Genomic DNA, 24936 nt, shown 5'->3' on the forward strand with positions numbered 1-24936 from the left:
GTGCGGCACTACACTAGCGGCTACTCGTAGTGCGTCCACATGCGCAGCACTTTGACGGTGTGCTCCGCTTGCATCACCTCATAGACCAGTCGATGCTGAATATTGATGCGTCTGGAATACGCGCCAGCCAGGTCACCGACAAGCTTTTCGTAAGGCGGTGGATTTCGGAAAGGATCCTCTGCAACAACGGCGAGTAGTGTTTGAGCCTTTTCCTTGAGTCCTGCAGAAGCAAGATTGCGCGCGTCTTTCTGAGCCTGTTTGGTGAAGACGACGCGCCAGGTCACCAGTCAAGCTCCTCTGCGCAAGCGTCAATGGGCTCGGCCATTCCAGCTTTGATGGACTCGCGCATGCCGGGAACAGAGAGCAAGAAAAGTGTTTCTTGGATGGCGCTCCAATCCTCCTCAGCGACCAGCACAGCATTGCTACGCTTGCCGGAGATGAGGATTGGACGGTGCGACTCCGCCGCCTGATCCATGAGGCGATACAGGTTGGCACGGGCTTCGCTGGCAGTGAGTGTGGTCATGGGCGGGCAACTCTAGGGACTGGAGTTGAATCGTACGTCGGTACGTACGAAAGTGCAAGTGTCGTTTATAGCAGCTAACGAATGAAAGGAACCTTCAAGACCTGTGCCGGGGAATGCTCGATGAACTCAAGGAGTCTGCCTGCGTGCAGGATGTCCTCGACTAACGAATGGAGCCCCCGGCGTGCGTCTTTCATCAGGGTCTGTGGCAGGAAAGCCGCATCAATGACCGTTTGTAGTCACGCCGTCGCGAACCTTGCACCCATGGCATGCGCAGTGCCTGCGAAACCGGATCAGCAACGCCGATACAGCCCATTGGCGCCCTGCGGGCGAGATTCAACGGCACGAACAATCCGACATCCACATCAGCGAAGCGCTGCGCGCTTCAGGAGAAAGGCAACGAAACACCATCAGCAATTTCATCCTTGACCTTCGGGGGGAAGCCCTTGTAGTTCAAGCTCAGGGACGCGCCGCTTGCGGCGCGTCCCGCTGGAGCGAAATGTTAGACATGGGGGCGCCAACAAAAATCGGCGCTGGCGAGACGACAAGCTACACGAGAAAAACATGTTCGATCACTCCGATGACGATTGGAACTAGGACAGACTTGGACAGAGCGATATAGCCGAACAGGACAAGATAGAAAGCGATACGGCCAAAGTCGCCCCACGCTGCGAACACCCTTGAGCCGGGAGAGGGAAAGAACAGTAGATACAGCACCGGCAAGCCAACGATTGCAGATGCGGTAAAAACAATGGCGAATGTTGGATTAATCAATGCCGCCACAGCAACAACAGCTACGCACACGGAAAGAAGGCGCAACCCCCAGCGCTCTCTACGTTCAAGCGGAATGTTCAGGCTGGGAGGTTCGAGTTCCATGTGCGGAAATGTCTAACGAATGAAAGGGACATCCCCGTCCCAGGCCGGCCGTGCAGAAAGGGCACGGGAACGGCAACGAAGTGCCAAGATGGGGTTTCTGACAACGCTCATCAACTCGACTCGGGAGAGGAAATCATGGAAATCGTAACGCTCGGCATTGATCTTGCCAAGAACATATTCGCACTGCACGGCGTGGATGGCGCCGGCAAGGTGGTATTGCAACGTCCGGCGGTGAAACGGGTCAAGCTGCTGGAGGTGACCGCCAGTCTGGCGCCGTGCCTGATTGGCATGGAAGCCTGTTCCGGTGCGCACCACTGGGCACGTGAGATGACTCGGCAAGGCCATGATGTGCGGCTGATCGCGCCAAAGTTTGTCGCGCCGTATCGCATGTCCGGCAAGCGCGGCAAGAACGATGCCGCCGACGCGGCGGCGATCTGCGAAGCGGTGGCACGTCCGGCCATGCGCTTTGTGCCCGTAAAAACCATCGAGCAGCAAAGCGAACTGTTCCTGCATCGTGCCCGGCAAGGCTACGTCGAGCAGCGCACGGCGCTCATCAACCGCGTGCGCGGCCTGCTTGCGGAGATCGGCATCGTGCTGGCGCAAAAGGCCGACACCGTGCGCCGCGAACTGGTCCATCTGCTCGAAGACCTGCCCGGCTCCTGCAACATCGTCGTCGCCGATGCGATCACCGACCTGGAACGGCTGGACGCGCGTATTGCGGAATACGACCGGCATATCGCCGGGTGCGCCAAGGCCAACGCCGATGCCCGGCGCCTGATGCAACTGTCCGGCATCGGCCCGACCACGGCCAGCGCCTTGGTGGCCACGGTGGGCAATGGTCATGATTTCGCCAGCGGGCGGCAGTTCGCCGCCTGGCTGGGGATGGTGCCGGGGCAATACAGTTCCGGAGGCAAGCAACGGCTTGGCAGGATCACCAAGGCCGGGGATCGTTACCTGCGTACCTTGCTGATCCTGGGCGCCCGTTCCGTCCTGCAAAGTGGCAGGAAGAAGGAAGACGCCATCAGCCGCTGGACGAGGGATGTGGAAGGGCGGCGTGGTTACTGGAAGGCCGTGGTGGCGATGGCGGCGAAGAACGCGCGGTTGGCCTGGGCGGTATTGCGGCGCGGGGACGATTTCCGGTTGTACGGCCAGGAGGCTGCGGCGGGGGCATAGTGCCCGCCGGGATCGATGGCTGAAGGTGTTGTGCCAAGTGACGTGGGATGGCTGCGTTGATGGGAACAGGTTCAAGACCTGCGCTGGGGAATGCTCGATTAATTCAAGGAGTCTGCCTACGTGCAGGATATCCTCGACTAACGAATGGAGCCCCCGGCGTGCGTCTTTCATCAGGGTCTGCGGCAAGAAAGTCGCGTCAATGACCGTTTGTAGTGTCGCCGTCGCGAACCTTGCACCCACAGCATGCGCAGTTCCTGCGAAACCGGAGCAGCAACACCGATACAGCCCATTGGCGCCCTGCGGGCGAGATTCAACGGCACGAACAATTCAACATCCACATCAGTGAAGCGCTGCGCGCTTCAGGAGAAAGACAACGAAACACCCTCGGCAATTTCATCCTTGACCTTCGCGGGGAAGCCCTTGTAGTTTGACATGAGAGGACTCGCCCCGGCTTGCCGGGGCGAGTCCTCTCGATGGAAGAGTTGGGCATCGCGCGCTCAGCTCAGCCCTTTATTCCGCCAGTTTGTTTGGCGGGTGCCAGCTTCGCCAGCTGGGCTTGCTTAACGCCAATGAGGTAGGTGCGGAACGCTGGGTGGATCTCCCATCGCGCTCCTTGCATGAAGTTCCAGTTTGCAAGTTTTACGAAGTTGGAGTCGTCGTGGAACAGGATGTGACGAAAGCCGCGTGGCATTGTGTTGTCCACAATGCGCGGATTCAGGAACCCTGTTTCGTGCAAGAGCCTCAGTACTGCGACAGCATCATCGTCAACATCTGGGCGAAGCTGCGCTCCGCGGATTTGGATTGAGGCAATGCTTGGGATCGTAAGAAGATGCCGCCGCAGCTTCTCAAAATCAGACTCGAAATCGAAGTCGGCAAAAGTGTTGATGATCTCTCGAATGTTCTTGCAATCTAGAGAGAACTCATTCACCACGTCGTCAACCCGCTCCGATGAATAGATCCGCATTGCCGCCCCGGCTTCGTTGCTACCAATCAAGGGGGCATTGCCCTGCTTGGCGGCATCGACCATATTCTTGATGAGTTGGATGGCGTCTCTTGGGCGCTCGCGGGCCGATTTAGAGATGAATGAGTCCCACGAGCGTTTTTCATCGCTGGTGGGCAAGGTCATGGTCAAACCGTTAAAGAAGACGGTGTAGGGATCAACCCGTGTTTGGCCGGCATCCTTCGCGGCGCTTTCCAATCGCTTCCGGATGATGTTTTGCATCAGCTTGTCGTCAGCCAAAAGGGGAATCATCAGACCACGCATGTGGTCAGTCTGATCTCTTTGGCCCTGGCTTTCACTGGTAAGTCGAGTCCATACGCTCGAGCGTAGGCTAACGATTGCCCTGACGGCGCTGCATTCCCCAGTCAGTCGTCTTACAGCCAACAGAAGTGCCCAGATTCGATTCAGGTGAGCCGGTTGATCTGGGGCCGCCAACTGGTCTGTGTCATCAATGAGCAGATAGAAGACGTTCCCTGATGACAGGAGTTGCGAGTTGACTGCTTTGATCAATGAGTTTGGCGAGTTTGTGCCAGCAAGCGCTTTTGCGAACTGAACACCATTGATCTTCGCGACAGGCAAGGAGATGGCTGAAATGAACTCAAGTGACTTCTGGATGAAGTCTTCTTCCGCAAGTCCTTGTTGGCGTGCTTCGTTGTGGAGCTTTGCGGCGGCTCCTTTCAGCATCCCTTTGAGTTGCAAGCCGATCTGTGCCCCCACTGTTCGCAATAGCACCTCGTAGTAGAAGCGTTTCAGGGAGCCGATGTCAGGTGATGTTGGCGTGTCTTTGGAAGATATGTTGTCCGGGCGAATGAGTAGGCATGGCAGCTTCTTCGATTTGGAAACCTTGTCGATCCATTCGACAACGGCACTCTTGCCAATTCCTTTATTTCCGACGAGGACCCGCATGCCACCCGGTTCAATAGCGCAGAGTTGGGTGAACTGAGTTGGCGCGATGAATATCTCACCCAGGAAGGGTCTGTCACCTTCTGCAGTGCCTGTTCTGACGTACTTCAGGAGATGGTCGAGTGCACTCATGTTTTGTTTCCTGACAGGTGAAATGGGGACTGTATTTGTGATGCCCTAACGAATGAAAGGGACTTCCCCGTCCCAAGCCGACCGTGCGGATATTGCACTGGAACGGCACCGAAGTGCCAAGATGGGGTTTCTGACAACGCTCATCTACCTGACCTGGGAGGGGAAATCATGGAAATCGTAACGCTCGGCATTGATCTTGCCAAGAACCTATTCGCACTGCACGGCGTCGATGCTGCTGGCAAGATTGTATTGCAACACCCGGCGGTGAAGCGGGCCAAGTTGCTGGAGGTGACGGCTAGTCTGCCGCCGTGCCGGATCGGCATGGAAGCCTGCTCCGGGGCCCATCACTGGGCGCGGGAAATGATTCGCCAAGGCCACGACGTGCGCTTGATCGCGCCTAAGTTTGTTGCACCCTATCGCATGTCCGGCAAGCGTGGCAAGAACGACGCCGCCGATGCGGCGGCGATCTGCGAAGCCGTGACTCGCCCCGCCATGCGCTTCGTGCCGGTCAAGACCGTCGAACAGCAAAGCGAACTGTTCCTGCATCGCGCCCGACAAGGCTACGTCGAGCAGCGCACCGGACTCATCAATCGCATTCGTGGGCTGCTCTCCGAGCTGGGTATCGTCCTGCCGCAAAAGGCCGACACCATCCGTCGCGAACTGGCGTATCTACTCGAAGAACTGCCCGGCCATTGCAATACCGTGATGGGGGATGCGATCACCGATCTCGAACGTCTGGATGCCCGTATCGCCGAATACGATCGGCACATTGCGCTATGCGCGAAGACCCATGCCGCCGCCCGGCGCCTGATGCAATTGGCCGGCATTGGTCCGACGACCGCCAGCGCTCTGGTGGCCACCGTGGGCGATGGCCATGATTTCGCCAGCGGCCGACAGTTTGCTGCCTGGCTGGGCATGGTGCCAGGGCAATACAGTTCCGGCGGCAAGCAACGGCTCGGCCGGATCACCAAGGCCGGGGATCGCTATCTGCGCACTCTGCTGATCCTGGGTGCCCGCTCGGTCCTGCAAAGCGGCAAGAAGAAGGAGGACGTCATCAGCCGCTGGACGCGGGACGTGGAAGGCCGGCGCGGCTATTGGAAGGCGGTGGTGGCGATGGCGGCGAAGAATGCGCGACTGGCTTGGGCAGTGCTACACCACGGGGACGATTTCCGGTTGTACGGTCAGGAGGTTGCGACGGGGGCGTAGTGCCACTGCCCGTTGCACCCGAAGGTTGATCGTGCTGTGCCGAGTATCGTGGGATGGCCGCGTTGATGGGAACAGGTTCAAGACCTGCGTCGGGGAATGCTCGATGAACTCAAGGAGTCTGCTTGCGTGCAGGATGTTCTCGACTAACGAATGGAGCCCCCGGCGTGTGTCTTTCATCAGGGTCTGTGGCAGGAAAGCCGCATCAATGACCGTTTGTAGTCACGCCGTCGCGAACCTTGCACCCATGGCATGCGCAGTGCCTGCGAAACCGGATCAGCAACGCCGATACAGCCCATTGGCGCCCTGCGGGCGAGACTCAACGGCACGACCAATTCGACATCCACATCAGCGAAGCGCTGCGCGCTTCAGGAGAAAGGCAACGAAACAGCATCAGCAATTTCATCCTTGACCTTCGGGGGGGAAGCCCTTGTAGTGGAGGTCACCGGCGTTGCGCGGCTTTATCGCGCAGCGTCCGGTGGACCGCAGGGTTATGCGTGGGGTTAGCCATCGATCATGAGAAACGAGTGCCACCCGCCTTGAATTGGCCACCATTCCTGCTTGGGGTAATAAGTGGAAACCTGAAGGGCTTTCTCTTCTGAAAAGACCACCCCCAGCAATCTGGCATTCATGAGGATTGGTTTGTAATAGGTTACAAAGTAGAACCTATCGGCTGGCTTGTCGTGTTCTACCCAAAGAATGCCAAGTTGATTCAGGCGGCGCTGATAGTCCTCCCACCTTCCAGCTCGCAGAGTGCACTCGCGTCTTTGAGGCCGCAGTCCACACTGTGTGCGGCTTTGGCTCTCTGCACTCACAAAGCTGACGTTAGATTCAACTATGTCTTCGCGGTACATCTTTAGAAGATCTTCGTAGCCACCCGAGTGTTGAAGGAAAGCCCGCTGAAGCATCTCTCTATCGGGCTCAGCTGAGCCACAGCCAGTCAATAGACCAGCCAAGACAATGACGAAACCTACTACGAGAAACTGTGGCGACTGCATGGGGCGACTACGCATAACGCCAAAACTCAGCCGCGGATTTGCCGGAGCGAAGCGGAGGCAAATACGTCGGCTGGAGTGTCTTGTTGGGCAATATTGCCTGCTATCGGCCTAATTGTCGTAGGAAGCTCAGTTGATGACCGATGTTCACGGAGAATGCAGGCTCGAAGTATGGATCAAAGTGGTTGGCGTCCAGCGTCTCAAGCCTCAAGCAAGGATTGCCAATTGCGCGAATCTTCTTTTCAACGAAAGGGGCCACGGTGTCGCGGGTTGCGCCTATAAGCAGCGTGGGAACCTTGATGTTCGCAAGTGCCTTGAATGGGCGATAAGGCCCCATGGTCAACAAGGAGCGCGCAGCAACCCGGTTGTCATAGGAGATCCCCACCCTTTCGATGTCGCGGTGCAGCGCCGCTTCGGCACCATCCCGATCCATGGATGAGAACGCGCCCTGTGCAGAGATCACCGGAATATAAAGTGGCTTGCCTCCACGCAGAAGATCGAGGCCGGCATAGATGCCAAAACGCAGCAAGCGCGGCAGCGGGGTCGCCAGAACTGCTGCCATACCGTCCAGCATGGGGACTTGCGCGATGATGCCGAGCAGTTCGGGATGCTTGGAGCCTACGCTGACGGCATGTCCTCCACCAAATGAAGTGCCCCACAGCACGATTCGTGCGGCATCAATCTGGGCTTGGGCCTTCAGATGAGACAGCGCCTGCTCGATGTCCTGCTCCCTGCACTGCGGGTCAATGACCTGACGGGGTTGACCTTTGCTCTCGCCCCAGCCGTGGTAATCGAATGTCATTACGGCGAAGCCCGCTTCAAGGAAGCGCGGATAGAAAGGCGTTGTCAGCGCGTCCTGCACGCCGCCCCAGCCATGCGCCATCAAGATTGCAGAGAATGGCGGCTCGCCCGGCGGCAGCCGCAAGGTCGCTGCACAATCAACGCCTTGGCTTTTGAATGTGGACTTCAAAATCACTGAATTCTCCCTTGTGTTGCCCAACGAATGAAAGGGACATCCCCGTCCCAGGCCGGCCGTGCAGAAAGGGCACGGGAACGGCAACGAAGTGCCAAGATGGGGTTTCTGACAACGCTCATCTACCTGACCTGGGAGGGGAAATCATGGAAATCGTAACGCTCGGCACTGATCTTGCCAAGAACATATTGCGCTGCACGGCGTGGATGCCGCAGGGAAGGTCATTTTGCAACGCCCGGCGGTGAAACGGGCCAGGCTGCTGGAGGTGACCGCCAGCTTGCCGCCGTGCCTGATTGGCATGGAAGCCTGTTCCGGTGCGCACCACTGGGCACGTGAGATGACTCGGCAAGGCCATGATGTGCGGCTGTCGTGGGATGGCTGCGTTGATGGGAACAGGTTCAAGACCTGTGCCGGGGAATGCTCGATGAGCTTTAGGAGACTGCCCTCGGGCAGGATGTCCTCGACTAACGAATGGAGCCCCCGGCGTGCGTCTTTCATCAGGGTCTGCGGCAAGAAAGCCGCGTCAATGACCGTTTGTAGTGTCGCCGTCGCGAACCTTGCACCCATAACATGCGCAGTGCCTGCGAAACCGGAGCAGCAACACCGATACGGCCAGTGTGCGCCCTGCGGGCGAGATTCAACGGCACGAACAATTCAACATCCACATCAGTGAAGCGCTGCGCGCTTCAGGAGAAAGGCAACGAAACACCATCAGCAATTTCATCCTTGACCTTCGCGAGGAAGCCCTTGTAGTTTGAGCTCAGGCTGCGGCCCGTCAGGGCCTCGCGCCGTATCGCATGTCCGGCAAGCGCGGCAAGAACGATGCCGCCGACGCGGCGGCGATCTGCGAAGCGGTGGCACGTCCGGCCATGCGCTTTGTGCCCGTAAAAACCATCGAGCAGCAAAGCGAACTGTTCCTGCATCGTGCCCGGCAAGGCTACGTCGAGCAGCGCACGGCGCTCATCAACCGCGTGCGCGGCCTGCTTGCGGAGCTCGGCATCGTGCTGGCGCAAAAGGCTGACACCGTGCGCCGCGAACTGGCCCATCTGCTCGAAGACCTGCCCGGCTCCTGCAACATCGTCGTCGCCGATGCGATCACCGACCTGGAACGGCTGGACGCGCGTATTGCGGAATACGACCGGCATATCGCCGGGTGCGCCAAGGCCAACGCCGATGCCCGGCGCCTGATGCAACTGTCCGGCATCGGCCCAACCACGGCCAGCGCCTTGGTGGCCACGGTGGGCGATGGTCATGATTTCGCCAGCGGGCGGCAGTTCGCCGCCTGGCTGGGGATGGTGCCGGGGCAATACAGTTCCGGCGGCAAGCAACGGCTCGGCAGGATCACCAAGGCCGGGGATCGCTACCTGCGTACTCTGCTGAGCCTGGGCGCCCGTTCCGTCCTGCAAAGTGGCAGGAAGAAGGAAGACGCCATCAGCCGCTGGACGAGGGATGTAGAAGGGCGGCGTGGTTACTGGAAGGCCGTGGTGGCGATGGCGGCGAAGAACGCGCGGTTGGCCTGGGCGGTATTGCGGCGCGGGGATGATTTCAGGTTGTACGGCCAGGAGGCTGCGGCGGGGGCATAGTGCCCGCCGGGATCGATGGCTGAAGGTGTTGTGCCAGGTGACGTGGGATGGCTGCGTTGATGGGAACAGGTTCAAGACCTGCGCTGGGGAATGCTCGATTAATTCAAGGAGTCTGCCTGCGTGCAGGCTGTCCTCGACTAACGAATGGAGCCCCCGGCGTGCGTCTTTCATCAGGGTCTGCGGCAAGAAAGCCGCGTCAATGACCGTTTGTAGTGTCGCCGTCGCGAACCTTGCACCCATAACATGCGCAGTGCCTGCGAAACCGGAGCAGCAACACCGATACGGCCAGTGTGCGCCCTGCGGGCGAGATTCAGCGGCACGAACAATTCAACATCCACATCAGTGAAGCGCTGCGCGCTTCAGGAGAAAGGCAACGAAACACCATCAGCAATTTCATCCTTGACCTTCGCGGAGAAGCCCTTGTAGTGGAGGTCACCGGCGCTGCGCGGCTCTATCGCGCAGCGTCCGGTGGACCGCAGGGTTATGCCACATGAGCACCAAAGTTTCCAAAGTACTTCTTCAATGCTGAACGGATTTCGTCGCGGCAGTCGCCCCTGGCTAACCTGAGGATCAATTCAGGAAGTTCGCCGTTCTTCAAACCGAGAGCCCCACTAGCCTGATTCGCTAGCGATTTGCGGTTGTATGTGCTCAGCAACATTTCATAGTTGCCACTGGCAATGATCTGCGAAAAGCTGGCCGCGAATGTCGAATAGAGCTGTTTCACGTCAATGCCCTGCGCAAGGGCAGTTAGCGCACCAGATAGCGCGCCTTCTCCTTTGGTATTTTGATCAAACATACCGAGCTGAAACTTGATTTCACTTGCGACGCGCAGAGAAATCTGTGTATTTAGCTCCTGTTGAAGTCGCTTGAATATCTCATCTGAGACCTTCTGAAAGTCAGCGACCGGATCGCGCGCAAGCCTCTTGCTAGCGATCTTTATTACCTCCTCCGTGCAGAAGAGATTTTCAACTTCTGCGACCGTGAGGACAAAGATTGAGTCTGCCTCTAGAGCGGCGATTTCTTGAGGAACCCTTCTATCGCGATCCACAATGCCAAATACACTGAGGTGATGTAGCTGCGCGTTGGCCTTTAGCGCTTTAACCGAGAGGATGACTTGTGAACAACTTCCTCTTGGAATAACGAGAAAGTTTGGGAGAATTTCACGATACAAGGAGACATCGTAGCTTCCGTTATCTCCTTCAACAAATACGACTGGTTTTCTACTTCCCAAGACTTCGAGCAGAAGATCGTCGGGAAGACTCTCATCGGGATTGACAGGTTCCCAATCCCACGATGTGCCATCAAAAGACTTCAGCCAAATTCGTGTTGCCCCATTTTGTGCAGCAGCGAAATCAACATCGTGCGTCAGATATACGAACAGGCAATCGCTTCTTAGCTTTTCAATTTCAGCCCAAAGTGGTGCTTGCACGGACTTGTGAAGATGCAATTCCGGTTCATCGATAACAATGATTCCGTTCTTTGGAGCAGCCAGACATTGGCCAATCAAATAGAAGATGACTCGCTCGCCGTCGCTCATTTCCGACGAATTGTAGATTTTCTCGGCTTGATCCTTGACGCGTGTCTGAACCCTTAAGCCACCTATTACGAGCTCACGGTGGGGAAGTATCTTTTCCCACACTTCCTTGACGAGGTCGATCTTTGTTACAGGTGGCTCAACACGCGCCGTGCAGGCCTTAACTGCAATCTTGAATTTGGCATTTGCTTCAGTTTCATCCGAAAACAAATAGACCATCAGCTTCTCATAATCGCTAAGAAGCGTAGTGGCGGGCTTTTGGCTCCACTTGTTCATTTTGTGCTGATGATTCCAGCCGGGGTTGCCAAATAAGAGATTTTGTTCCGCTAGTTCAATTGAAACCGGCGTCGTCGAATCTGGCATCGACAACGATTTCTGGGCTGAAATTCGATGAACCAACTGGCGCTGAGGCGAAGTGATTTCAATCCATGTGCCGAGGCGAGTTTTGCCCGAGCCATTCGCGCCGATGAATAGCAAGCTCTGTGTCGTCTCTATGGATTCCGTTGCGCCGTTGATGCGCGGAAGGGTCAACGTGCGTTTTTCAGTCATAGCAGAATGGCTCTCGGAATGGGGCATAACGCCGGAAATCAGCCGACGGAGAACCGCGTAGCGGTTTGACGGTCGGCTGCATTGACTTGTTATGTGTTTTCTCCATTATAACTTTGCTCACGAGTTCCACTATTATTGTCATTTTGTAGTATGTCACGCGCGAAATCCGCCCTTAACACTCTCGACGTATTTCATGAAGATTACTTGTAGCGAAGTAAGTAAATGACCGATGTTTGACAAAGGAAATGTGGCCTCCCAAATTGAGCCTTGCCCGTCCTCGTCACGGAAGGTGACTGTGCCGTCTTGTGTAAAATTGACGCGGGCGTGTGATACGGCATTGCGAAGGTGCCGAACATGGTCAACACCTTGGGCATCCTTTTTATAACTGGATGTCGTCGAGGCGGCCAATTTCTCCACGTCATCATTGATACTATGAAACTCAGTCGGGAATTTCGTTTCGAGGAGCTGACGTGGAACAACAAGGAGCATGTATAGCACCATTAGCAGTGCTCCTTGGTTATCTATTCCCACCGTCGGCAGGTTGTCCTGAACGAACTTGTCCTGAAATTGCCTGCTCTTGTAATATTCGCTGTTGAGGAAGTTCGCATTCTTGAGTTCGACCAGCAAGGCTGTCGTGAAATAGCCCTGAATTAGCAAGTTGTCGTTATTAGAGTAATCCATATTTCATCTCAAGACACATAACGTCTGAGTTGAGCACCTTGCAGTCCGTAGGACTGCGAGTGTGCTCGAACGAATCGTTGGACGAGAGTGGGGGCGGGCAGATTATGACCATGTCGTTGCACCAAAACCCGTGAAACAACTGCGTATCTGCTTCTTACCCGAAGTGCTTTCTGGGCGTGTGTATCAACGCTCGCGTTATACAGCCGCTCTGAAATCACTTCGCTATTTAGCATTTTTCAACCACTTTATATAGCCACCCTACTTGTGATAAACCTACATCACTACTCATACCGTATGTAGCCACCAATCTGGTGCAACGTTCAGTCTACACCGCTCACGGTGTAGACTCCTTTAAGAAACGGTGTATAAAAAAGGACTTCAATTTTAACCATCTGTTTTCTAAATACTTATTGGTTAAACTACACTGCCAACGCCGCAAAATCCACCCAGACTGCTAGATCAAGCACGCGACCGGCTGCGTTTGAAGCATTACAGCATACCTACCGAGACGCAGTATGTTCAGTGGGTACTGACGTTTTATCATGTTTCATGACAAGTTACACCCGCGCGAGATGGGGCGCAGGAGACCGGGAGATTATTGACGCATCCGGCAATCAGCAACCCAAACCACGGGTTCGATGCTTGCCTTCACCACTCGCGCAGCTTGTCGATGGCCTGCTCGATACGTTCCAGCGCGATGACTTCCATGCCTTTGATCGCCTGTTTCGGGGCGTTGGCCTTGGGGATCAGTGCCAGTTTGAAGCCCAGTTTGGCGGCTTCCTTGAGGCGTTCCTGACCGCGGGGGGTTGGGCGGATTTCGCCGGCCAGGCCGACTTCGCCGAAGGCGATCATTTTGCCCGGCAGCGGTTTGTTGCGCAGGGATGAGACGATGGCCAGCAGTACGGCCAGGTCGGCGGCGGGTTCGTTGATGCGCACGCCGCCGACGGCGTTGACGAAAACGTCCTGATCGAAGCAGCCGATGCCGGCGTGGCGGTGCAGTACGGCCAGCAGCATGGCCAGGCGGTTTTGTTCCAGGCCGACGGTCAGCCGGCGGGGATTGCCGTGGCTGGCGTCGACCAGCGCCTGGATTTCGACCAGCAGCGGGCGGGTGCCTTCCTGGGTGACCATCACGCAACTGCCGGCGACTTCCTGGGCGTGTTGCGAGAGGAACAGGGCGGAGGGGTTGGAGACGCCGCGCAGGCCCTTGTCGGTCATGGCGAAGACGCCCAGTTCATTGACTGCGCCGAAGCGGTTTTTTACCGCCCGCACCAGGCGGAACGAGGAATGGGTGTCGCCTTCGAAGTAGAGCACGCTGTCGACGATGTGTTCGAGCACGCGCGGCCCGGCCAGCGCGCCTTCCTTGGTGACGTGGCCGACGAGGATCATTGCCGTGCCTGACTGCTTGGCGTAGCGGGTGAGGTGGGCGGCACATTCGCGCACCTGGGCGACCGAGCCGGGGGCGGATTGCAGGGCTTCGGAATAAATGGTCTGGATCGAGTCGATCACCGCCACGGCGGGCTTGATGCCGGCCAGCGTATGGAGGATTTTCTCCAGGCTGATTTCGGCCAGCAGCGGCAGGCCGGCGGTGGATAGCTGCAGGCGGCGCGCGCGCAGCGCGACCTGTTCGCCGGATTCTTCGCCGGAGACGTAGAGCACCGGCTGGCGCGCTTCGGCAAGGCGGGAGAGCGCCTGCAGCAGCAGCGTCGATTTGCCGATGCCCGGATCGCCGCCGATCAGCACCACGCCGCCGGCCACCAGACCGCCGCCGAGGACGCGATCGAATTCCTCGATGCCGGTCATGATGCGCGCTTCCTCGCGCGGCTGGATGTCGGCGAGCTGCTGCAGGCGGCCATCGCCGGCCAGCGCGCTGAAGCGCTCCATACGGTTGCCGCCGGCGCCTGCCGACGGTGCTTCCGCGATGCTTTCGATCAATGTGTTCCAGGCGCCGCAGCCGGGGCACTGGCCTTGCCACTTCGGCGCGCTGGCGCCGCATTCGGGGCAACTGTAGAAAGTTTTGGGCTTGGCCATGGGTTCGGGAACTCAGTCGGGCCAGCGCTGCTGGATTTCGGGCCGGCCGGACAGCGGCCGTGCGACGAAGGCCGCGCTGCGCAGCAGATTGTGCGGTAGGCCGCAGCGCACCCAGCGTACGAGGATGGCCGGCAGCGCTATCGGCCAGGAGGCATGCCACTGCCGGATCGATGGATCACGCGGCATGCCGCTGGCGAAGAATTTATCGGGCATACGGGTTCTTGCGCGGCGCAAACGGATGGAGCGTGTTCATGAGGTGAATCGGCAGCGATGGGTGAGGTTGGCGGGATTGGCGAGGTTGGCGATTGAGCTGCAAGTCTAGCCAATTTCCACGACCGGGACGCGGGTGGTGAGAGCGCAGAGCAATTCATAGCTCACCGTTCCCGCCGCCATGGCGATTTCATCGACGGAAAGTCCTTCGCCCCACAGGATCACTGGCGTGCCGATGGCAGCTTGCGGGATGCCGGTGAGATCCACGCAAATCTTGTCCATCGAGACGCGCCCCAGCAGGCGGGTGCGCTGGCCGTCGACCAGCACCGGCGTGCCGGTCGGCGCGTGGCGTGGGTAGCCATCGCCGTAACCGCAGGCGACGATGCCGATGCGCATGTCGCGCTCGGCGGTGAACGCGCCGCCGTAGCCGACGCGCTCGCCCGCCGTGATGTCGCGCACGGCAATGAGTTCGCTGGTCAGCGTCATCACCGGCCGCAGGCCGAGTTCGGCGGCCGTCTGCTGTTCGGGGAAGGGCGAACTGCCGTAGAGCATGATGCCGGGGCGCACCCAGCCGCCCTGCGCGGCGCGGATGGTTTCCGGATAACGCAGCAAGGCCGCGGAATTGGCCAGGCAGAGCGGCCAGGCGGGCTGGCCGGCACGGTCGATCTGGTCGATCTGCGCGGCCAGACGCCGCATCTGGCCGACGATGCCGGGGCCGGCGGGGCCGCTGTCGGCGTCGGAAAAATGCGTCATCAGGGTAATGCCGTCGATGTGCGGCGCGGTTTCGAGCAGACGCAGGGCTTGTGGAAGTTCTCCGGCATTCAGGCCAAGACGGTTCATGCCGGTGTTCAGTTTCAGATAGACCGGCAGACGCGCCGGCAGGCGCGCGGCAACGAATGCCTGCACTTGTTCCAGGCTGTGCAGAACGGGCGTCAGGCGGTATTCGGCCAGCAGCGGCAGCTCATCGGCCGCATAGAAGCCTTCGAGGAGCAGGATGGGCTGGCGCAGTCCGGATTGGCGCAGGGCGATGGCGCTTTCCAGTTCGATCAGGGCGTAGCCGCCGGTTTCCCCGAGGCTGTCGGCGAGCGCTTCGGCGCAGCGCGGCAGGCCGTGGCCGTAGGCGTTGGCCTTGAGCACGGCCCAGATGCCGGCGCCCTCCGCGTGTTGGCGGGCGATGCCGAGGTTGTGGCGCAGGGCGGCCAGGTCGATGGTGGTGTGAAGGGGGCGATGCATTTCAGATGTCGGGTATGGGCCGCAGTATCAGCATCCGTGGCGTTTTCGATAGGCCGGATTCCCGGATTCTATTCGTTCTGTTCATCCTGCTTGTCCTGCCCGTTCCATTCAGCCCGTTCGATCGGTTCTGCCGCGCATGGATAAGGGATGTGCGCTCTTGTCTTGTCTGCGCCGCTTCGTTGCGGCTTGCGGACAGGGACTCGCCCTTCGTGGTATAAAGCGCGACGCCGCAAGTTCCGCAGATTACGCAGTGCTGGACGGACTGAAACGAAACGATCGGTCATCTGCCTGTTGCGACTTGAATCATCCACCACGAAGCGAAGGGGTCGAGGCTCAGCTTCCTCGACGGCAAATGAATTTCGGTTTTTACATCATCATGGCGGCGCAGTTTTTTTCTGCGCTTGCGGATAATGCCTTGCTCATTGCCGCCATTGCCGTACTGCGCGACATGCAGGCGCCGGAGGGCTATGAGCCGCTGCTGAAGACTTTCTTTACCGCCTCTTACGTGGTGCTGGCCGCTTTCGTCGGTGCCTATGCCGACTCCATGCCCAAGGGGCGGGTGATGTTCATCAGCAATGCCATCAAGGTTTTCGGCTGCCTGCTGATGTTTTATGGCGCTCATCCGCTGGTTGCCTATGCCGTGGTGGGTCTGGGCGCGGCCGCCTATTCGCCCGCCAAGTACGGCATCCTCACCGAGTTGCTGCCACACCGCCTGCTGGTGGTGGCGAACGGCTGGATAGAAGGGCTGACGGTCATGGCCATCATTCTCGGTACGGCCCTGGGCGGCATGCTGGTCAAGCCGGAAGTCGCCCATCGCCTGCTGGCGCTCGATTTGCCGTATATCGAAACCGTGGCGGAGATGAGTCTGGTGTTGATCGGCGGGCTCTATCTGGTGGCGGCCATCTTCAACCTGTATGTGCCCGATACCGGGGTGGCTCATCGCATATTGAAGCGCAATCCGCTCTATCTGCTGCATGACTTCAATCATTGCCTGCGTCTGCTGTGGCGCGACAAGCTGGGGCAGATTTCACTGGCCGTGACCACGCTGTTCTGGGGGGTGGGCGCAACCACCCAGTTCATCGTCATTGCCTGGGCGGCCGAAGCGTTGGGGCTGGATCTTTCGGCGGCCACGCTGCTGCAGGGCGTCGTGGCCCTGGGCGTGGCGGTAGGGGCCGTCATGGCGGCCAGGATGGTGTCCTTGCGCAGTTCGCTGAAAGTGATTCCGCTGGGCATCGCCATGGGCGTGGTGCTGCTGTCCATGGTTTTCGTGCGCCACCTCTATGTGGCCGTGCCGCTGCTGATATTGCTGGGCGTGATTTCCGGTTTCTTCGTGGTGCCGATGAATGCCCTGCTGCAGCATCGCGGCCACGTTCTGATGGGGGCGGGACATTCGATCGCCGTGCAGAATTTCAATGAAAACCTGTCCATCCTGCTGATGACGGGAATCTATGCCGTGTTGATGATGCTGCAGCTTTCGATCTATCTCATCATCGTCCTGTTTGCCGCGATGATCATCCTCAGCATGTTCCTGATCCAGCGCCATCATCTATACAACCAGCGGCAATTCGACGCGGTCGCCCAGCTCGATGATTCGAAACACATGTGAGGCCCGATTCCTTGATTCCTTCGGGGCGCCGCCGGGTTTCTGCGATCCCTTGCGATGCCTTGCGCTCCCGGATGAGCGTGGCGGTCACTGACCCATTCAGTACGAGACCGCGAGCAGCGCGTCCATCGCGGCGGCGTCGACCGGCTTGCTGAACAGGTAGCCTTGCAGGACATCGCAGCCGTGGCCGGCCAGCAGGTCGCGCTGCGCGGAGGTTTCGACGCCTTCGGCGACGACCTTCAGCCCGAGGTTGTGCGCCAGCGCGATGGTCGCGGTGCAGATCACCAGGTCGTCGCTGTCGGATTCGATATTGCGCACGAAGGAACGGTCGATCTTCAGGCTGTGGATCGGCATGAGCCTCAGGTTGCTCAGTGACGAGTAGCCGGTGCCGAAGTCGTCGATGGCAAGATGGATGCCCATGTCGCGCAGCGCCCGCAGCTTGGCGATGCAGGCGCCGGGGTTGTCCATCACCATGGATTCGGTGATTTCCAGTTCCAGGTGTTCGCCGCCGATTTCGTGTTTCAGGAGCGTTGCCGCGACGAAGTCCAGCAGGTTCGCCGAGCGCAACTGCAGGGCGGACAGGTTGACCGCCATCCGCAATGCCGTGTAGCCCTGATCGCGCCAGATGCGCAACTGGCGGCAGGCTTCGTCGATGACGCACTCGCCGAGCGGCAGTATCAGGCCGCTCTGCTCGGCGATCTCGATGAACTCGCCGGGCATGATGGTTTCCCTGGCCGAGTTGCGCCAGCGCACCAGGGCTTCGACGCCGACGATGGTCCGGCTGCGGGCATCGACCTGCGGCTGGTAGTGCAACTCGAAGCTGCGCGAGGCCAGCGCCTCGCGCAGATCGTGTTCCATGCGCATGCGCCGCATGGCGAAGAGATCGAGTTCGGGGGAAAAGAACTGTACGTTGTTGCGGCCCTGGGATTTGGCGTGATACATCGCCGAGTCGGCGTGCCTCATCAGCGTGCCGCTGTCCTCGCCATCGATGGGGAAGAAGGCGATGCCGATGCTCGGCGTGATGTGAACCTGGTGGCCGTCGATCAGGTAGGGCTGCCCAAGGGTGGTGAGCATCTTTTCGGCCATGCGGGCGGTGTTCGGCGCATCATCGATTTCGGCAAGGACGATCACGAATTCGTCGCCGCCCAGCCTGGCGAGGATGTCGCTGTTGCGGAGCGAGGCCTTCAGCCGATCGGCCACATCGATCAGCAGCGCGTCTCCGGCGGCGTGGCCGAGCGTGTCGTTGGTCGCCTTGAACCGATCGAGGTCGAGGAGCAGCACGGCGAGCGGATGGGATTCGCGCTTTGCCGTCGCCAGCGCCTGTTCGAGGCGCTCGGTGAGGCTGCGGCGGTTGAGCAGCCCGGTCAGCGTGTCGTGATGCGCCATGTAGTTGATGTTCGCCTCGGCGGCCTTGCGTTCCCGGATGTCGCGGCATGAACCGAAACAACTGCCATCGGCCAGCAGGCAGGCATTGAGTTCGACCGGGATGGCCTGTCCGTCCACGGTGATCAAATGGAGCTCCTGCCGCAACTCGCCCGACTCCAGCAGTTCCTGGAAGCCGAGCTGGATGGCGGAATGTTCGGATTCGAGGGTGATGTCCAGAATGCTCCGCCCGACCAGTTCCTGCGGGCTGTAGCCGAGCAGGCGCAGCGCCTGCTGATTGGCGTATTGATAGCATCCCTGGCGATTGGTGATGAGAATGGCGTCGGCAGCGCCTTCGAGTATACCCTTGAGGCGCGATTCGCTCTTCTGGAGCAGGACTTCGGTCAACTTGCGCTCGGTGATGTCGCGCCAGACGCAGTAGATGATCGTCCGGCCTTGATGATGGATGGACGACAGCGTGACTTCCGCGAGGAAGTCGGAGCCATCCATCTTGCGATGCATCCATTCGAAACGGTGCAGCCCGTTTTCCATGGCGAGGGCCATCATGCGTTCGGCCTTGGCGAAGGAGTCCTCTCCGTCGGGTTGCTGCGGCGGAGAGAGGCGCGAGGGGTGGCTGTTCAGCAGATCGTCGCGCGACGGGTAGCCGAGAAAACGTACCGCCGCCGCATTGCATTCGACGAAACGATTCCCCTCGATGATCCAGGTCGGATCCGGAGAGGCTTCGAACAACTGCTTGAACCAGTTGCCATCGCTATCGACAAGGTGATCGGACATGAGCCTCACAACGAAACGAAACAATGGTCGTTACGATGCTAGCATCGCCTCCCGGCGGGCGCAATTGTGGCGAAAGCGCCGCCGAGACTGAATGGGCGGGCCGTTCAGCCGCGCGTGTTCGACTGCGCGTCGAACGCCGCCAGATCGACGCGCGACGGCGGTTGCCAGCCCTTCTTCCGGTGTTCGGCGACGACGTTGGTGAAAATGCCGCCGCGCACGAAGAACCTGGCGGTCAGGCGCATGAAGCGCGGCTTCGTCGCCTTGGCCAGGTCGTCGAGGATGCGGTTGGTGACGTCCTCGTGGAAATGTCCTTCGTCGCGGAAGCTCCAGACGTAGAGCTTGAGGCTTTTCAGTTCGACGCACCGCTTGTCCGGCACGTAGTCGAGGATCAGCGTGGCGAAGTCCGGCTGGCCGGTTTTCGGGCACAGGCAGGTGAACTCGGGGATTTCCATGTGGATCTGGTAATCCCGGTGCGGCGCGGGGTTGTCGAAGACTTCAAGGGTTTTGGCGGGCAGGCTGGGCATGGCGGCGGAATGGTCAGGGCGTCGATGGCGTGCGCGGGAGCATGCAGGAGCGTGAGAGTGCGTGAGCCCGTCGGTACGAAGGTTTTCATTATAATGTGCCGATTCCTTTCGGGCGGGACGCTGATCATGCATCGATCGACTCGCGCCATGCCTCCAAAAAGAACGACGTGCGCCTGACCAAGCTCAAACTCGCGGGTTTCAAATCTTTCGTCGATCCCACCACCGTGCTGGTGCCCGGCCAGTTGGTCGGCGTGGTGGGGCCGAACGGCTGCGGCAAGTCGAACATCATCGACGCCGTGCGCTGGGTGCTGGGCGAGTCCAAGGCCACCGCGCTGCGCGGCGAGTCGATGCAGGACGTCATCTTCAACGGCTCGGGCACCCGCAAGCCGGTCGGCCGGGCCAGCGTCGAGCTGGTCTTCGACAACGCGCTGGGGCGCGCCGCCGGGCAGTGGTCGCAGTATGCCGAAATCGCCGTCAAGCGCGTGCTCGACCGCAACGGCAATTCCAGCTATTACCTGAACAACCTGCAGGTGCGTCGCCGCGACGTGATCGACGTTTTCCTCGGCACCGGCCTCGGGCCGCGCGCCTACGCCATCATCGAGCAGGGCATGATCTCGCGCATCATCGAGGCCAAGCCCGAGGAGCTGCGCCTGTTCCTCGAAGAGGCGGCTGGCGTCACCAAATACAAGGAGCGGCGGCGCGAAACCGAGAACCGCTTGTCGGACGCCCGCGAAAACCTGCTGCGCGTCGAGGACATCCGCAACGAACTCGACACCCAGGTCGTCAGGCTGGAAGCGCAGGCCGAAGTCGCGCGCCGGTTTCACGAACTGAAGTCGCGCCATGACCGTCGCCAGCAATTGCTCTGGCTGAAGAAGCGCAACGATGCGCGCGCCGATTACCAGCGCCTGCACCAGGAGGCCGATGCGGGTGCCGTGCGCCTGGAAGCCGAGACCGCCCGGCTGCGCGAGCTGGAAGCCCGCGTCGAGACCGCCCGTGCCGAGCATTTTGCCGCCAGCGACGCGCTGCATGCGGCGCAGGGCGAAATGTATACGGCGAATGCCGAGATCAGCCGCCTGGAAACGGAAATCGCCCACACCCGCGATTTGCGCCAGAAGCTGGAAGCCCGACTGATCCAATTGACGACCGAGGATGCGCACTGGAAAACCCAGATCACCGGGCTGGAAACCGAGGCCGGGCGTTGGCTGTCGCTGCTCGAAAACGCGCGCTTGCGTGCTGAAACCAGCCAGGCGCGCCACGAGGAAGCCGCTGCCCGCCTGCCGCAGGCCGAGGATGCGCTGCGCAGCGCCGGTGAAGCCGTGGCGGCTGCTCGGCGCACGGTGCATGAAGCCGAGCAGGGCGTGCGCCTGGGCGAGGCGAATCGCAGCCATGCGCTGCGTGCCCTGGAAAATCATGCGCAGCGGCGCGCCCGTCTGGACATCGAGCGCATGCAGCTCGGCCAACCCGATCCGGCGCTGCTGGCGGCCAGCCAGGAAGCCCAGGCCAGCGCCGAGGAAGCCTTGCAGGTTCGCCAGGAACAGCTCGGCGAGTTGCAGGCGCGTCTGCCGGATCTGGAACAACAGCAGCGCGCCGCGCGCGAGCGCCTGCAGCAGGCGCATCGCGCCCTGGCTGAAACCCGCGCACGGCGCGATGCCTTGCAGCAGTTGCAGGCGCGTGTCGAAAAGAATGGCGGCGCCGAAAAACTGGCCGAATGGCTGGCGCGTCGCGGCTTGGCCGATGCGGCGCCGCTGTGGCGGCTGATCGATGTCGAGGTCGGCTGGGAAACGGCGGTCGAGGCCGTGCTGCGCGAGCGTCTGGCAGCACTTGCCGCCACGCCGGAAAATGCCGCGCAGGCTTTGCTCGATCCGCCGCCGACATTGTTTGCCCTGGCGCTGCCCGGCATGGCGGCGGCGGAGGGTGAGCGCGCGGCAGCGGCGAGCGACAGCCTGCGCGCCAAGGTGCGCTGCAGCGATCCTGGCTGGAGCCGCGTGCTCGACGAGTGGCTGGCCGGCGTTACCGTTGCCGAGAATCTCGCCGCGCTGGCGTCCTCTTCCGCCTCGCTGACTGCCGGCCAATGCCGGGTCGATCGCGAGGGGCATTTGCTGTCGCGTCATGGGCTGGTGCTGTATGTGCCCGATGCGCGCACGCATGGCGTCATCGAGCGCCAGCGCGAGCTTGAAGAACTGGCCGCCTTGCTGGAACGACGCGTCGAAGATGAAGCGCTGGCGAGCGAGGCGCAGACCGTTGTCGAGCAGGCGCTGGCCGCGGCGCAGAGCCAGCTTGGCGGCCTGCGCCGTGAAGTGCAGGAGGCGCAGAGCCGCGCCCATGCGGCGCAGGTCGAAGCGCTCAAGCTGACCCAGGCGCAGGCGCGTTTCGAGGAACGCGCCGGGCAGATCGAGCGCGATCTGGCGGAGATCAATGCCGGCGAGGAAAACGAGCGCATGGGCATGATGCGCGCCGAGGAAGAGGGCGCGGACAGCCGCGAGAAACTCGAACTGGCGCGCGTTCGTCTGGAAGAGGCGCTGGCGCTCCAGGCGACGCACGAGGCCGCGCTGCGCGAGGCGCGCAGCCAGGAACAGGCGCTGGCGCGCGAAGCGCAGGAAGTCGGGTTCACCGAACGCGAATGCGCCGGCAAGCTGGAGGACAACGCGCGGGCCAAGGAAACGGCGCGTCAGCAACTGGAACGCATTGCCGAGCAGAAGCTGCTGGCCGAAGAGGAGCGCGGCGGCATCAGCGACGAGGCGCAGCAGGAACGCCTGCAGGTTGCGCTGGCCGGGCGCCGGGAGTACGAATCCCTGCTGGCGGCCAAACGCGATCTGCTGGAGTCTGCCGCCGCGACGTTGCGTGAACACGACGAGCAGCGCCTGCGCATCGAGCAGGGGCTGGATCCGCTGCGCGAGCGCATCAACGAATTGCGTCTCAAGGCCCAGGCGGCACAGCTCAACGAAGAACAATATGCCCAGCGCCTCATCGAGGTGCATGTGCAGGACGAGGCTGCCGAGGCGCCGCTGCTGGCCGAACTCGCGGCGACGCCGAATCTGCGCGAAAACGCGATGGTGGCCGAGATCAATCGCCTGCAGCAGGAAATCGATGCGCTGGGCCCGGTGAATCTCGCCGCGCTGGAGGAATTGACCACGGCCAGCGAGCGCAAGGGGTTTCTCGATGCCCAGTCAGCCGACCTCAACCAGGCCATCGGCACGCTGGAGAGCGCGATCCGCCGCATCGACGGCGAGACGCGCGAACAGTTGCAGCAGACCTACGATACGGTCAACAACCACTTCGGCACGCTGTTCCCGCAGCTCTTCGGCGGCGGCGAGGCGCGCCTGATCATGACCGGCGAGGAAATCCTCGATGCCGGCGTGCAGGTCATGGCGCAGCCGCCCGGCAAGAAGAACAGCAGCATCCACCTGCTTTCCGGCGGTGAAAAGGCACTGACCGCAACGGCGCTGGTGTTCGCCATGTTCCAGTTGAATCCGGCACCCTTCTGTCTGCTGGACGAAGTCGATGCGCCGCTCGACGATACCAATACCGAGCGTTTCTGCAACATGGTCAAGCGCATGTCGGCGCAGACACAGTTTCTGTTCATCAGTCACAACAAGATCGCCATGGAAATGGCCGAGCAACTGGTCGGCGTCACCATGCAGGAGCAGGGCGTCTCGCGCGTGGTCGAGGTCGATATGGAAGAGGCGTTGCGCATGACCGATGGCGTGGAAAGCGGCCTGGGGGTGAATATTTGATGATGCACGGAATCTCCGAATTGCAGTTGAGCCTGATCGTGATCGGCGCGCTGTCGGTTGGCGGGGTCTGGGGCTACAACCTCTGGCAGGAGCGCAAGCATCGCAAGCTGGAGCAGAAGGTGTTTCGCGGCGGACAGCACGACGTGCTGATGCATGAGCCGCCGCAAGCAGAAGCTGCCGAGCAGGCTGCGGCCTCGCCTTTTGCGCATGCCCCGAAGGCAATGGGTGAGCGCATCGAGCCGAGATTCATCGCGCCCGCAGGGGAGGAAGAGGAGATAGACGCGGCGGCTGCGCTGGCTGTTGCCGACACTCCCGATGGCCGAGCCGATGCAGCCGATGCAGCCAATGAACTCGCCGAACCCTCGGCGCTGTCGCCGGCCCCGGAAGACGAGGCTGGCGCAGCGGTGCTGGAAGATGCGCATGATCCCGTCCTGCCGCCATCCGCTGCGGCCGTCGAGGACAGCGATCCGCCGGAAGAACTGGCCGATCCCGTCACCGATTGCGTCGTGCATCTCGATGCGGCCGAACTGATCGCCGCGCCGCTGTTCTGGGCCGCGCAGCGGCAGATCCTCAGCCGGCTGGTGAATCGCGTCGTCTGGAGCGGCTTCGAGGAAAACAGCGGCTGTTGGCAGCGTTTGCACGCCAATGACGCCAGCAGCTACCGTCACCTGGTGGCCGCATTGCAACTGGCCGACCGCAACGGGCCGGTGGCGGCGGACGATCTCGCCCTGTATTGCGACGGCGTGCGCCAGTTGGCCGCCCATTATCAGGCGCAGGTCCTCGTCCCGGTGGTGGCCGACGTGCTGTCGCGGGCGCGGGCACTGGATGAATTCTGCGCCAGCGTGGATTGGCGCCTGTCGCTCAACCTGATGCACGCCGAGGGCCAGGTACTGGCGGTGGATAGCCTCAGGCAACTGGGCGACATCGCCGGTCTGCGGCCCTGCGACAAGACGCAGAAAATGGACGGCCTGCTGCACGGCCTCGATGCGCAGGGCATGTCGACATTCACGCTGAGCCTGTTCGACGGCATGCGCTTCGATGCGGCTGCTTCGCCAACGACGGCGGGCGTGACGCTGACCATCGACGTGCCGCGTGTCGCCGATGGCGTCGCCGCTTTCGATCGCATGACCCAGGTTGCTGAACTCATCGGCAATCGTCTTGGAACCGTCATCGTTGACGATCAGCGCCGGATATTGTCCGGCGAGACGCTGGCGATGATTCGCGCCAAGATCGGCGAATTCCAGCAGAAAATGGCCGCGCAGCGCATCCCTGCCGGCAGCCGGCGCGCGTTGCGCCTGTACGCCTGAGCCGTTCTGCCTGGTGAG

17 protein-coding genes and 2 pseudogenes are annotated in these 24936 nt (G+C 60.5%); 7 read left to right on the plus strand and 12 right to left on the minus strand.

Going from position 1 to position 24936, the window contains the following annotated elements; translation table 11 throughout:
* Positions 1–20: 20 nt before the first annotated feature.
* From SDENCHOL_RS06755 to SDENCHOL_RS06765, 3 genes are all read right to left on the minus strand, one after another.
* Positions 21–284 carry a Txe/YoeB family addiction module toxin gene (locus tag SDENCHOL_RS06755; RefSeq protein ID WP_154716528.1) on the minus strand — a complete coding sequence of 88 codons (264 nt, stop codon included), beginning with the start codon at positions 282–284 and terminating at the stop codon, positions 21–23.
* Positions 281–523: a type II toxin-antitoxin system Phd/YefM family antitoxin gene (locus SDENCHOL_RS06760; protein WP_154716529.1), complete on the minus strand. Its 243-nt coding sequence runs from the start codon at positions 521–523 to the stop codon at positions 281–283. The genes SDENCHOL_RS06755 and SDENCHOL_RS06760 overlap by 4 nt, the downstream gene beginning before the upstream one ends.
* Before the next feature lie 546 nt (positions 524–1069).
* Positions 1070–1396 (minus strand): hypothetical protein, encoded by a 327-nt coding sequence (locus SDENCHOL_RS06765; RefSeq protein ID WP_154716530.1) that lies wholly within the window; start codon positions 1394–1396, stop codon positions 1070–1072.
* 135 nt (positions 1397–1531) lie between these two features.
* Here SDENCHOL_RS06765 and SDENCHOL_RS06770 point away from each other — a divergent pair, with 135 nt between their 5' ends.
* The gene (locus SDENCHOL_RS06770; RefSeq protein ID WP_154715863.1) at positions 1532–2569 is read left to right on the plus strand and encodes an IS110 family transposase; all 1038 of its coding nucleotides are present in this window, start codon (positions 1532–1534) and stop codon (positions 2567–2569) included.
* 502 nt (positions 2570–3071) lie between these two features.
* On the opposite strand, the gene SDENCHOL_RS06775 is transcribed toward SDENCHOL_RS06770, so the two are convergent.
* Positions 3072–4604 carry a P-loop ATPase, Sll1717 family gene (locus SDENCHOL_RS06775; protein WP_154716531.1) on the minus strand — a complete coding sequence of 511 codons (1533 nt, stop codon included), beginning with the start codon at positions 4602–4604 and terminating at the stop codon, positions 3072–3074.
* Positions 4605–4772: 168 nt separating this feature from the next.
* Here SDENCHOL_RS06775 and SDENCHOL_RS06780 point away from each other — a divergent pair, with 168 nt between their 5' ends.
* Positions 4773–5810 carry an IS110 family transposase gene (locus SDENCHOL_RS06780; RefSeq protein WP_154716532.1) on the plus strand — a complete coding sequence of 346 codons (1038 nt, stop codon included), beginning with the start codon at positions 4773–4775 and terminating at the stop codon, positions 5808–5810.
* A gap of 1095 nt (positions 5811–6905) precedes the next feature.
* Here SDENCHOL_RS06780 and SDENCHOL_RS06785 read toward each other — a convergent pair.
* On the minus strand, positions 6906–7778 hold the full coding sequence (locus tag SDENCHOL_RS06785; protein WP_197706816.1) for an alpha/beta hydrolase: 873 nt from the start codon (positions 7776–7778) through the stop codon (positions 6906–6908).
* 143 nt (positions 7779–7921) lie between these two features.
* Here SDENCHOL_RS06785 and SDENCHOL_RS06790 point away from each other — a divergent pair.
* Both SDENCHOL_RS06790 and SDENCHOL_RS06795 read left to right on the plus strand, forming a co-directional pair.
* A pseudogene (locus tag SDENCHOL_RS06790) lies at positions 7922–8142 on the plus strand (IS110 family transposase); the annotation flags it as partial.
* A 415-nt stretch (positions 8143–8557) separates the two neighbouring features.
* Positions 8558–9358: pseudogene (locus SDENCHOL_RS06795) on the plus strand (IS110 family transposase); the annotation flags it as partial.
* A 481-nt stretch (positions 9359–9839) separates the two neighbouring features.
* Here the strand turns inward: SDENCHOL_RS06795 and SDENCHOL_RS06800 are convergent.
* The 5 genes from SDENCHOL_RS06800 to alr all read right to left on the minus strand — a co-directional run bounded on the left by SDENCHOL_RS06800 (position 9840) and on the right by alr (position 15593).
* Positions 9840–11441 carry a DUF4435 domain-containing protein gene (locus SDENCHOL_RS06800; protein ID WP_154716533.1) on the minus strand — a complete coding sequence of 534 codons (1602 nt, stop codon included), beginning with the start codon at positions 11439–11441 and terminating at the stop codon, positions 9840–9842.
* A gap of 153 nt (positions 11442–11594) precedes the next feature.
* Positions 11595–12122, minus strand: a complete 528-nt coding sequence (locus tag SDENCHOL_RS06805; RefSeq protein ID WP_154716534.1) for a hypothetical protein — start codon at positions 12120–12122, stop codon at positions 11595–11597.
* 648 nt (positions 12123–12770) lie between these two features.
* Positions 12771–14150, minus strand: coding sequence for a DNA repair protein RadA (radA, locus tag SDENCHOL_RS06810; protein ID WP_154716535.1), 1380 nt, complete (start codon positions 14148–14150; stop codon positions 12771–12773).
* Positions 14151–14162: 12 nt separating this feature from the next.
* Positions 14163–14363 carry a hypothetical protein gene (locus SDENCHOL_RS06815; protein ID WP_154716536.1) on the minus strand — a complete coding sequence of 67 codons (201 nt, stop codon included), beginning with the start codon at positions 14361–14363 and terminating at the stop codon, positions 14163–14165.
* Positions 14364–14468: 105 nt separating this feature from the next.
* Positions 14469–15593, minus strand: coding sequence for an alanine racemase (alr, locus tag SDENCHOL_RS06820; protein ID WP_154716537.1), 1125 nt, complete (start codon positions 15591–15593; stop codon positions 14469–14471).
* A gap of 352 nt (positions 15594–15945) precedes the next feature.
* Here alr and lplT point away from each other — a divergent pair, with 352 nt between their 5' ends.
* On the plus strand, positions 15946–17199 hold the full coding sequence (gene lplT, locus SDENCHOL_RS06825; RefSeq protein ID WP_154716538.1) for a lysophospholipid transporter LplT: 1254 nt from the start codon (positions 15946–15948) through the stop codon (positions 17197–17199).
* A 96-nt stretch (positions 17200–17295) separates the two neighbouring features.
* Here the strand turns inward: lplT and SDENCHOL_RS06830 are convergent, their stop codons facing one another.
* Both SDENCHOL_RS06830 and queF read right to left on the minus strand, forming a co-directional pair.
* Complete coding sequence (locus tag SDENCHOL_RS06830; protein WP_154716539.1) at positions 17296–19353, minus strand: putative bifunctional diguanylate cyclase/phosphodiesterase; 2058 nt, start codon at positions 19351–19353, stop codon at positions 17296–17298.
* 104 nt (positions 19354–19457) lie between these two features.
* Positions 19458–19877: a preQ(1) synthase gene (gene queF, locus SDENCHOL_RS06835; protein WP_231912930.1), complete on the minus strand. Its 420-nt coding sequence runs from the start codon at positions 19875–19877 to the stop codon at positions 19458–19460.
* A gap of 167 nt (positions 19878–20044) precedes the next feature.
* Between queF and smc the strand changes: the two genes are divergently transcribed.
* Positions 20045–23611 carry a chromosome segregation protein SMC gene (smc, locus tag SDENCHOL_RS06840; RefSeq protein ID WP_154716541.1) on the plus strand — a complete coding sequence of 1189 codons (3567 nt, stop codon included), beginning with the start codon at positions 20045–20047 and terminating at the stop codon, positions 23609–23611.
* On the plus strand, positions 23611–24918 hold the full coding sequence (locus SDENCHOL_RS06845; protein WP_154716542.1) for a cell division protein ZipA C-terminal FtsZ-binding domain-containing protein: 1308 nt from the start codon (positions 23611–23613) through the stop codon (positions 24916–24918). The genes smc and SDENCHOL_RS06845 overlap by 1 nt, the downstream gene beginning before the upstream one ends.
* Positions 24919–24936: the final 18 nt, after the last annotated feature.

The organism is Sterolibacterium denitrificans (assembly GCF_900174485.1).
Taxonomy (GTDB): Bacteria; Pseudomonadota; Gammaproteobacteria; order Burkholderiales; family Rhodocyclaceae; genus Sterolibacterium; species Sterolibacterium denitrificans.

Bases quoted from the DNA above. Each gene is read 5' to 3' on its own strand.
- SDENCHOL_RS06780 (WP_154716532.1), top strand. From the start codon at position 4,773: ATGGAAATCGTAACGCTCGGCATTGATCTTGCCAAGAACCTATTCGCA.
- SDENCHOL_RS06760 (WP_154716529.1), bottom strand. From the start codon at position 523: ATGACCACACTCACTGCCAGCGAAGCCCGTGCCAACCTGTATCGCCTC.
- SDENCHOL_RS06805 (WP_154716534.1), bottom strand. From the start codon at position 12,122: ATGGATTACTCTAATAACGACAACTTGCTAATTCAGGGCTATTTCACG.
- queF (WP_231912930.1), bottom strand. From the start codon at position 19,877: ATGCCCAGCCTGCCCGCCAAAACCCTTGAAGTCTTCGACAACCCCGCG.
- SDENCHOL_RS06815 (WP_154716536.1), bottom strand. From the start codon at position 14,363: ATGCCCGATAAATTCTTCGCCAGCGGCATGCCGCGTGATCCATCGATC.
- lplT (WP_154716538.1), top strand. From the start codon at position 15,946: ATGAATTTCGGTTTTTACATCATCATGGCGGCGCAGTTTTTTTCTGCG.
- SDENCHOL_RS06845 (WP_154716542.1), top strand. From the start codon at position 23,611: ATGATGCACGGAATCTCCGAATTGCAGTTGAGCCTGATCGTGATCGGC.
- SDENCHOL_RS06775 (WP_154716531.1), bottom strand. From the start codon at position 4,604: ATGAGTGCACTCGACCATCTCCTGAAGTACGTCAGAACAGGCACTGCA.
- radA (WP_154716535.1), bottom strand. From the start codon at position 14,150: ATGGCCAAGCCCAAAACTTTCTACAGTTGCCCCGAATGCGGCGCCAGC.
- SDENCHOL_RS06830 (WP_154716539.1), bottom strand. From the start codon at position 19,353: ATGTCCGATCACCTTGTCGATAGCGATGGCAACTGGTTCAAGCAGTTG.
- SDENCHOL_RS06770 (WP_154715863.1), top strand. From the start codon at position 1,532: ATGGAAATCGTAACGCTCGGCATTGATCTTGCCAAGAACATATTCGCA.
- alr (WP_154716537.1), bottom strand. From the start codon at position 15,593: ATGCATCGCCCCCTTCACACCACCATCGACCTGGCCGCCCTGCGCCAC.
- SDENCHOL_RS06765 (WP_154716530.1), bottom strand. From the start codon at position 1,396: ATGGAACTCGAACCTCCCAGCCTGAACATTCCGCTTGAACGTAGAGAG.
- SDENCHOL_RS06800 (WP_154716533.1), bottom strand. From the start codon at position 11,441: ATGACTGAAAAACGCACGTTGACCCTTCCGCGCATCAACGGCGCAACG.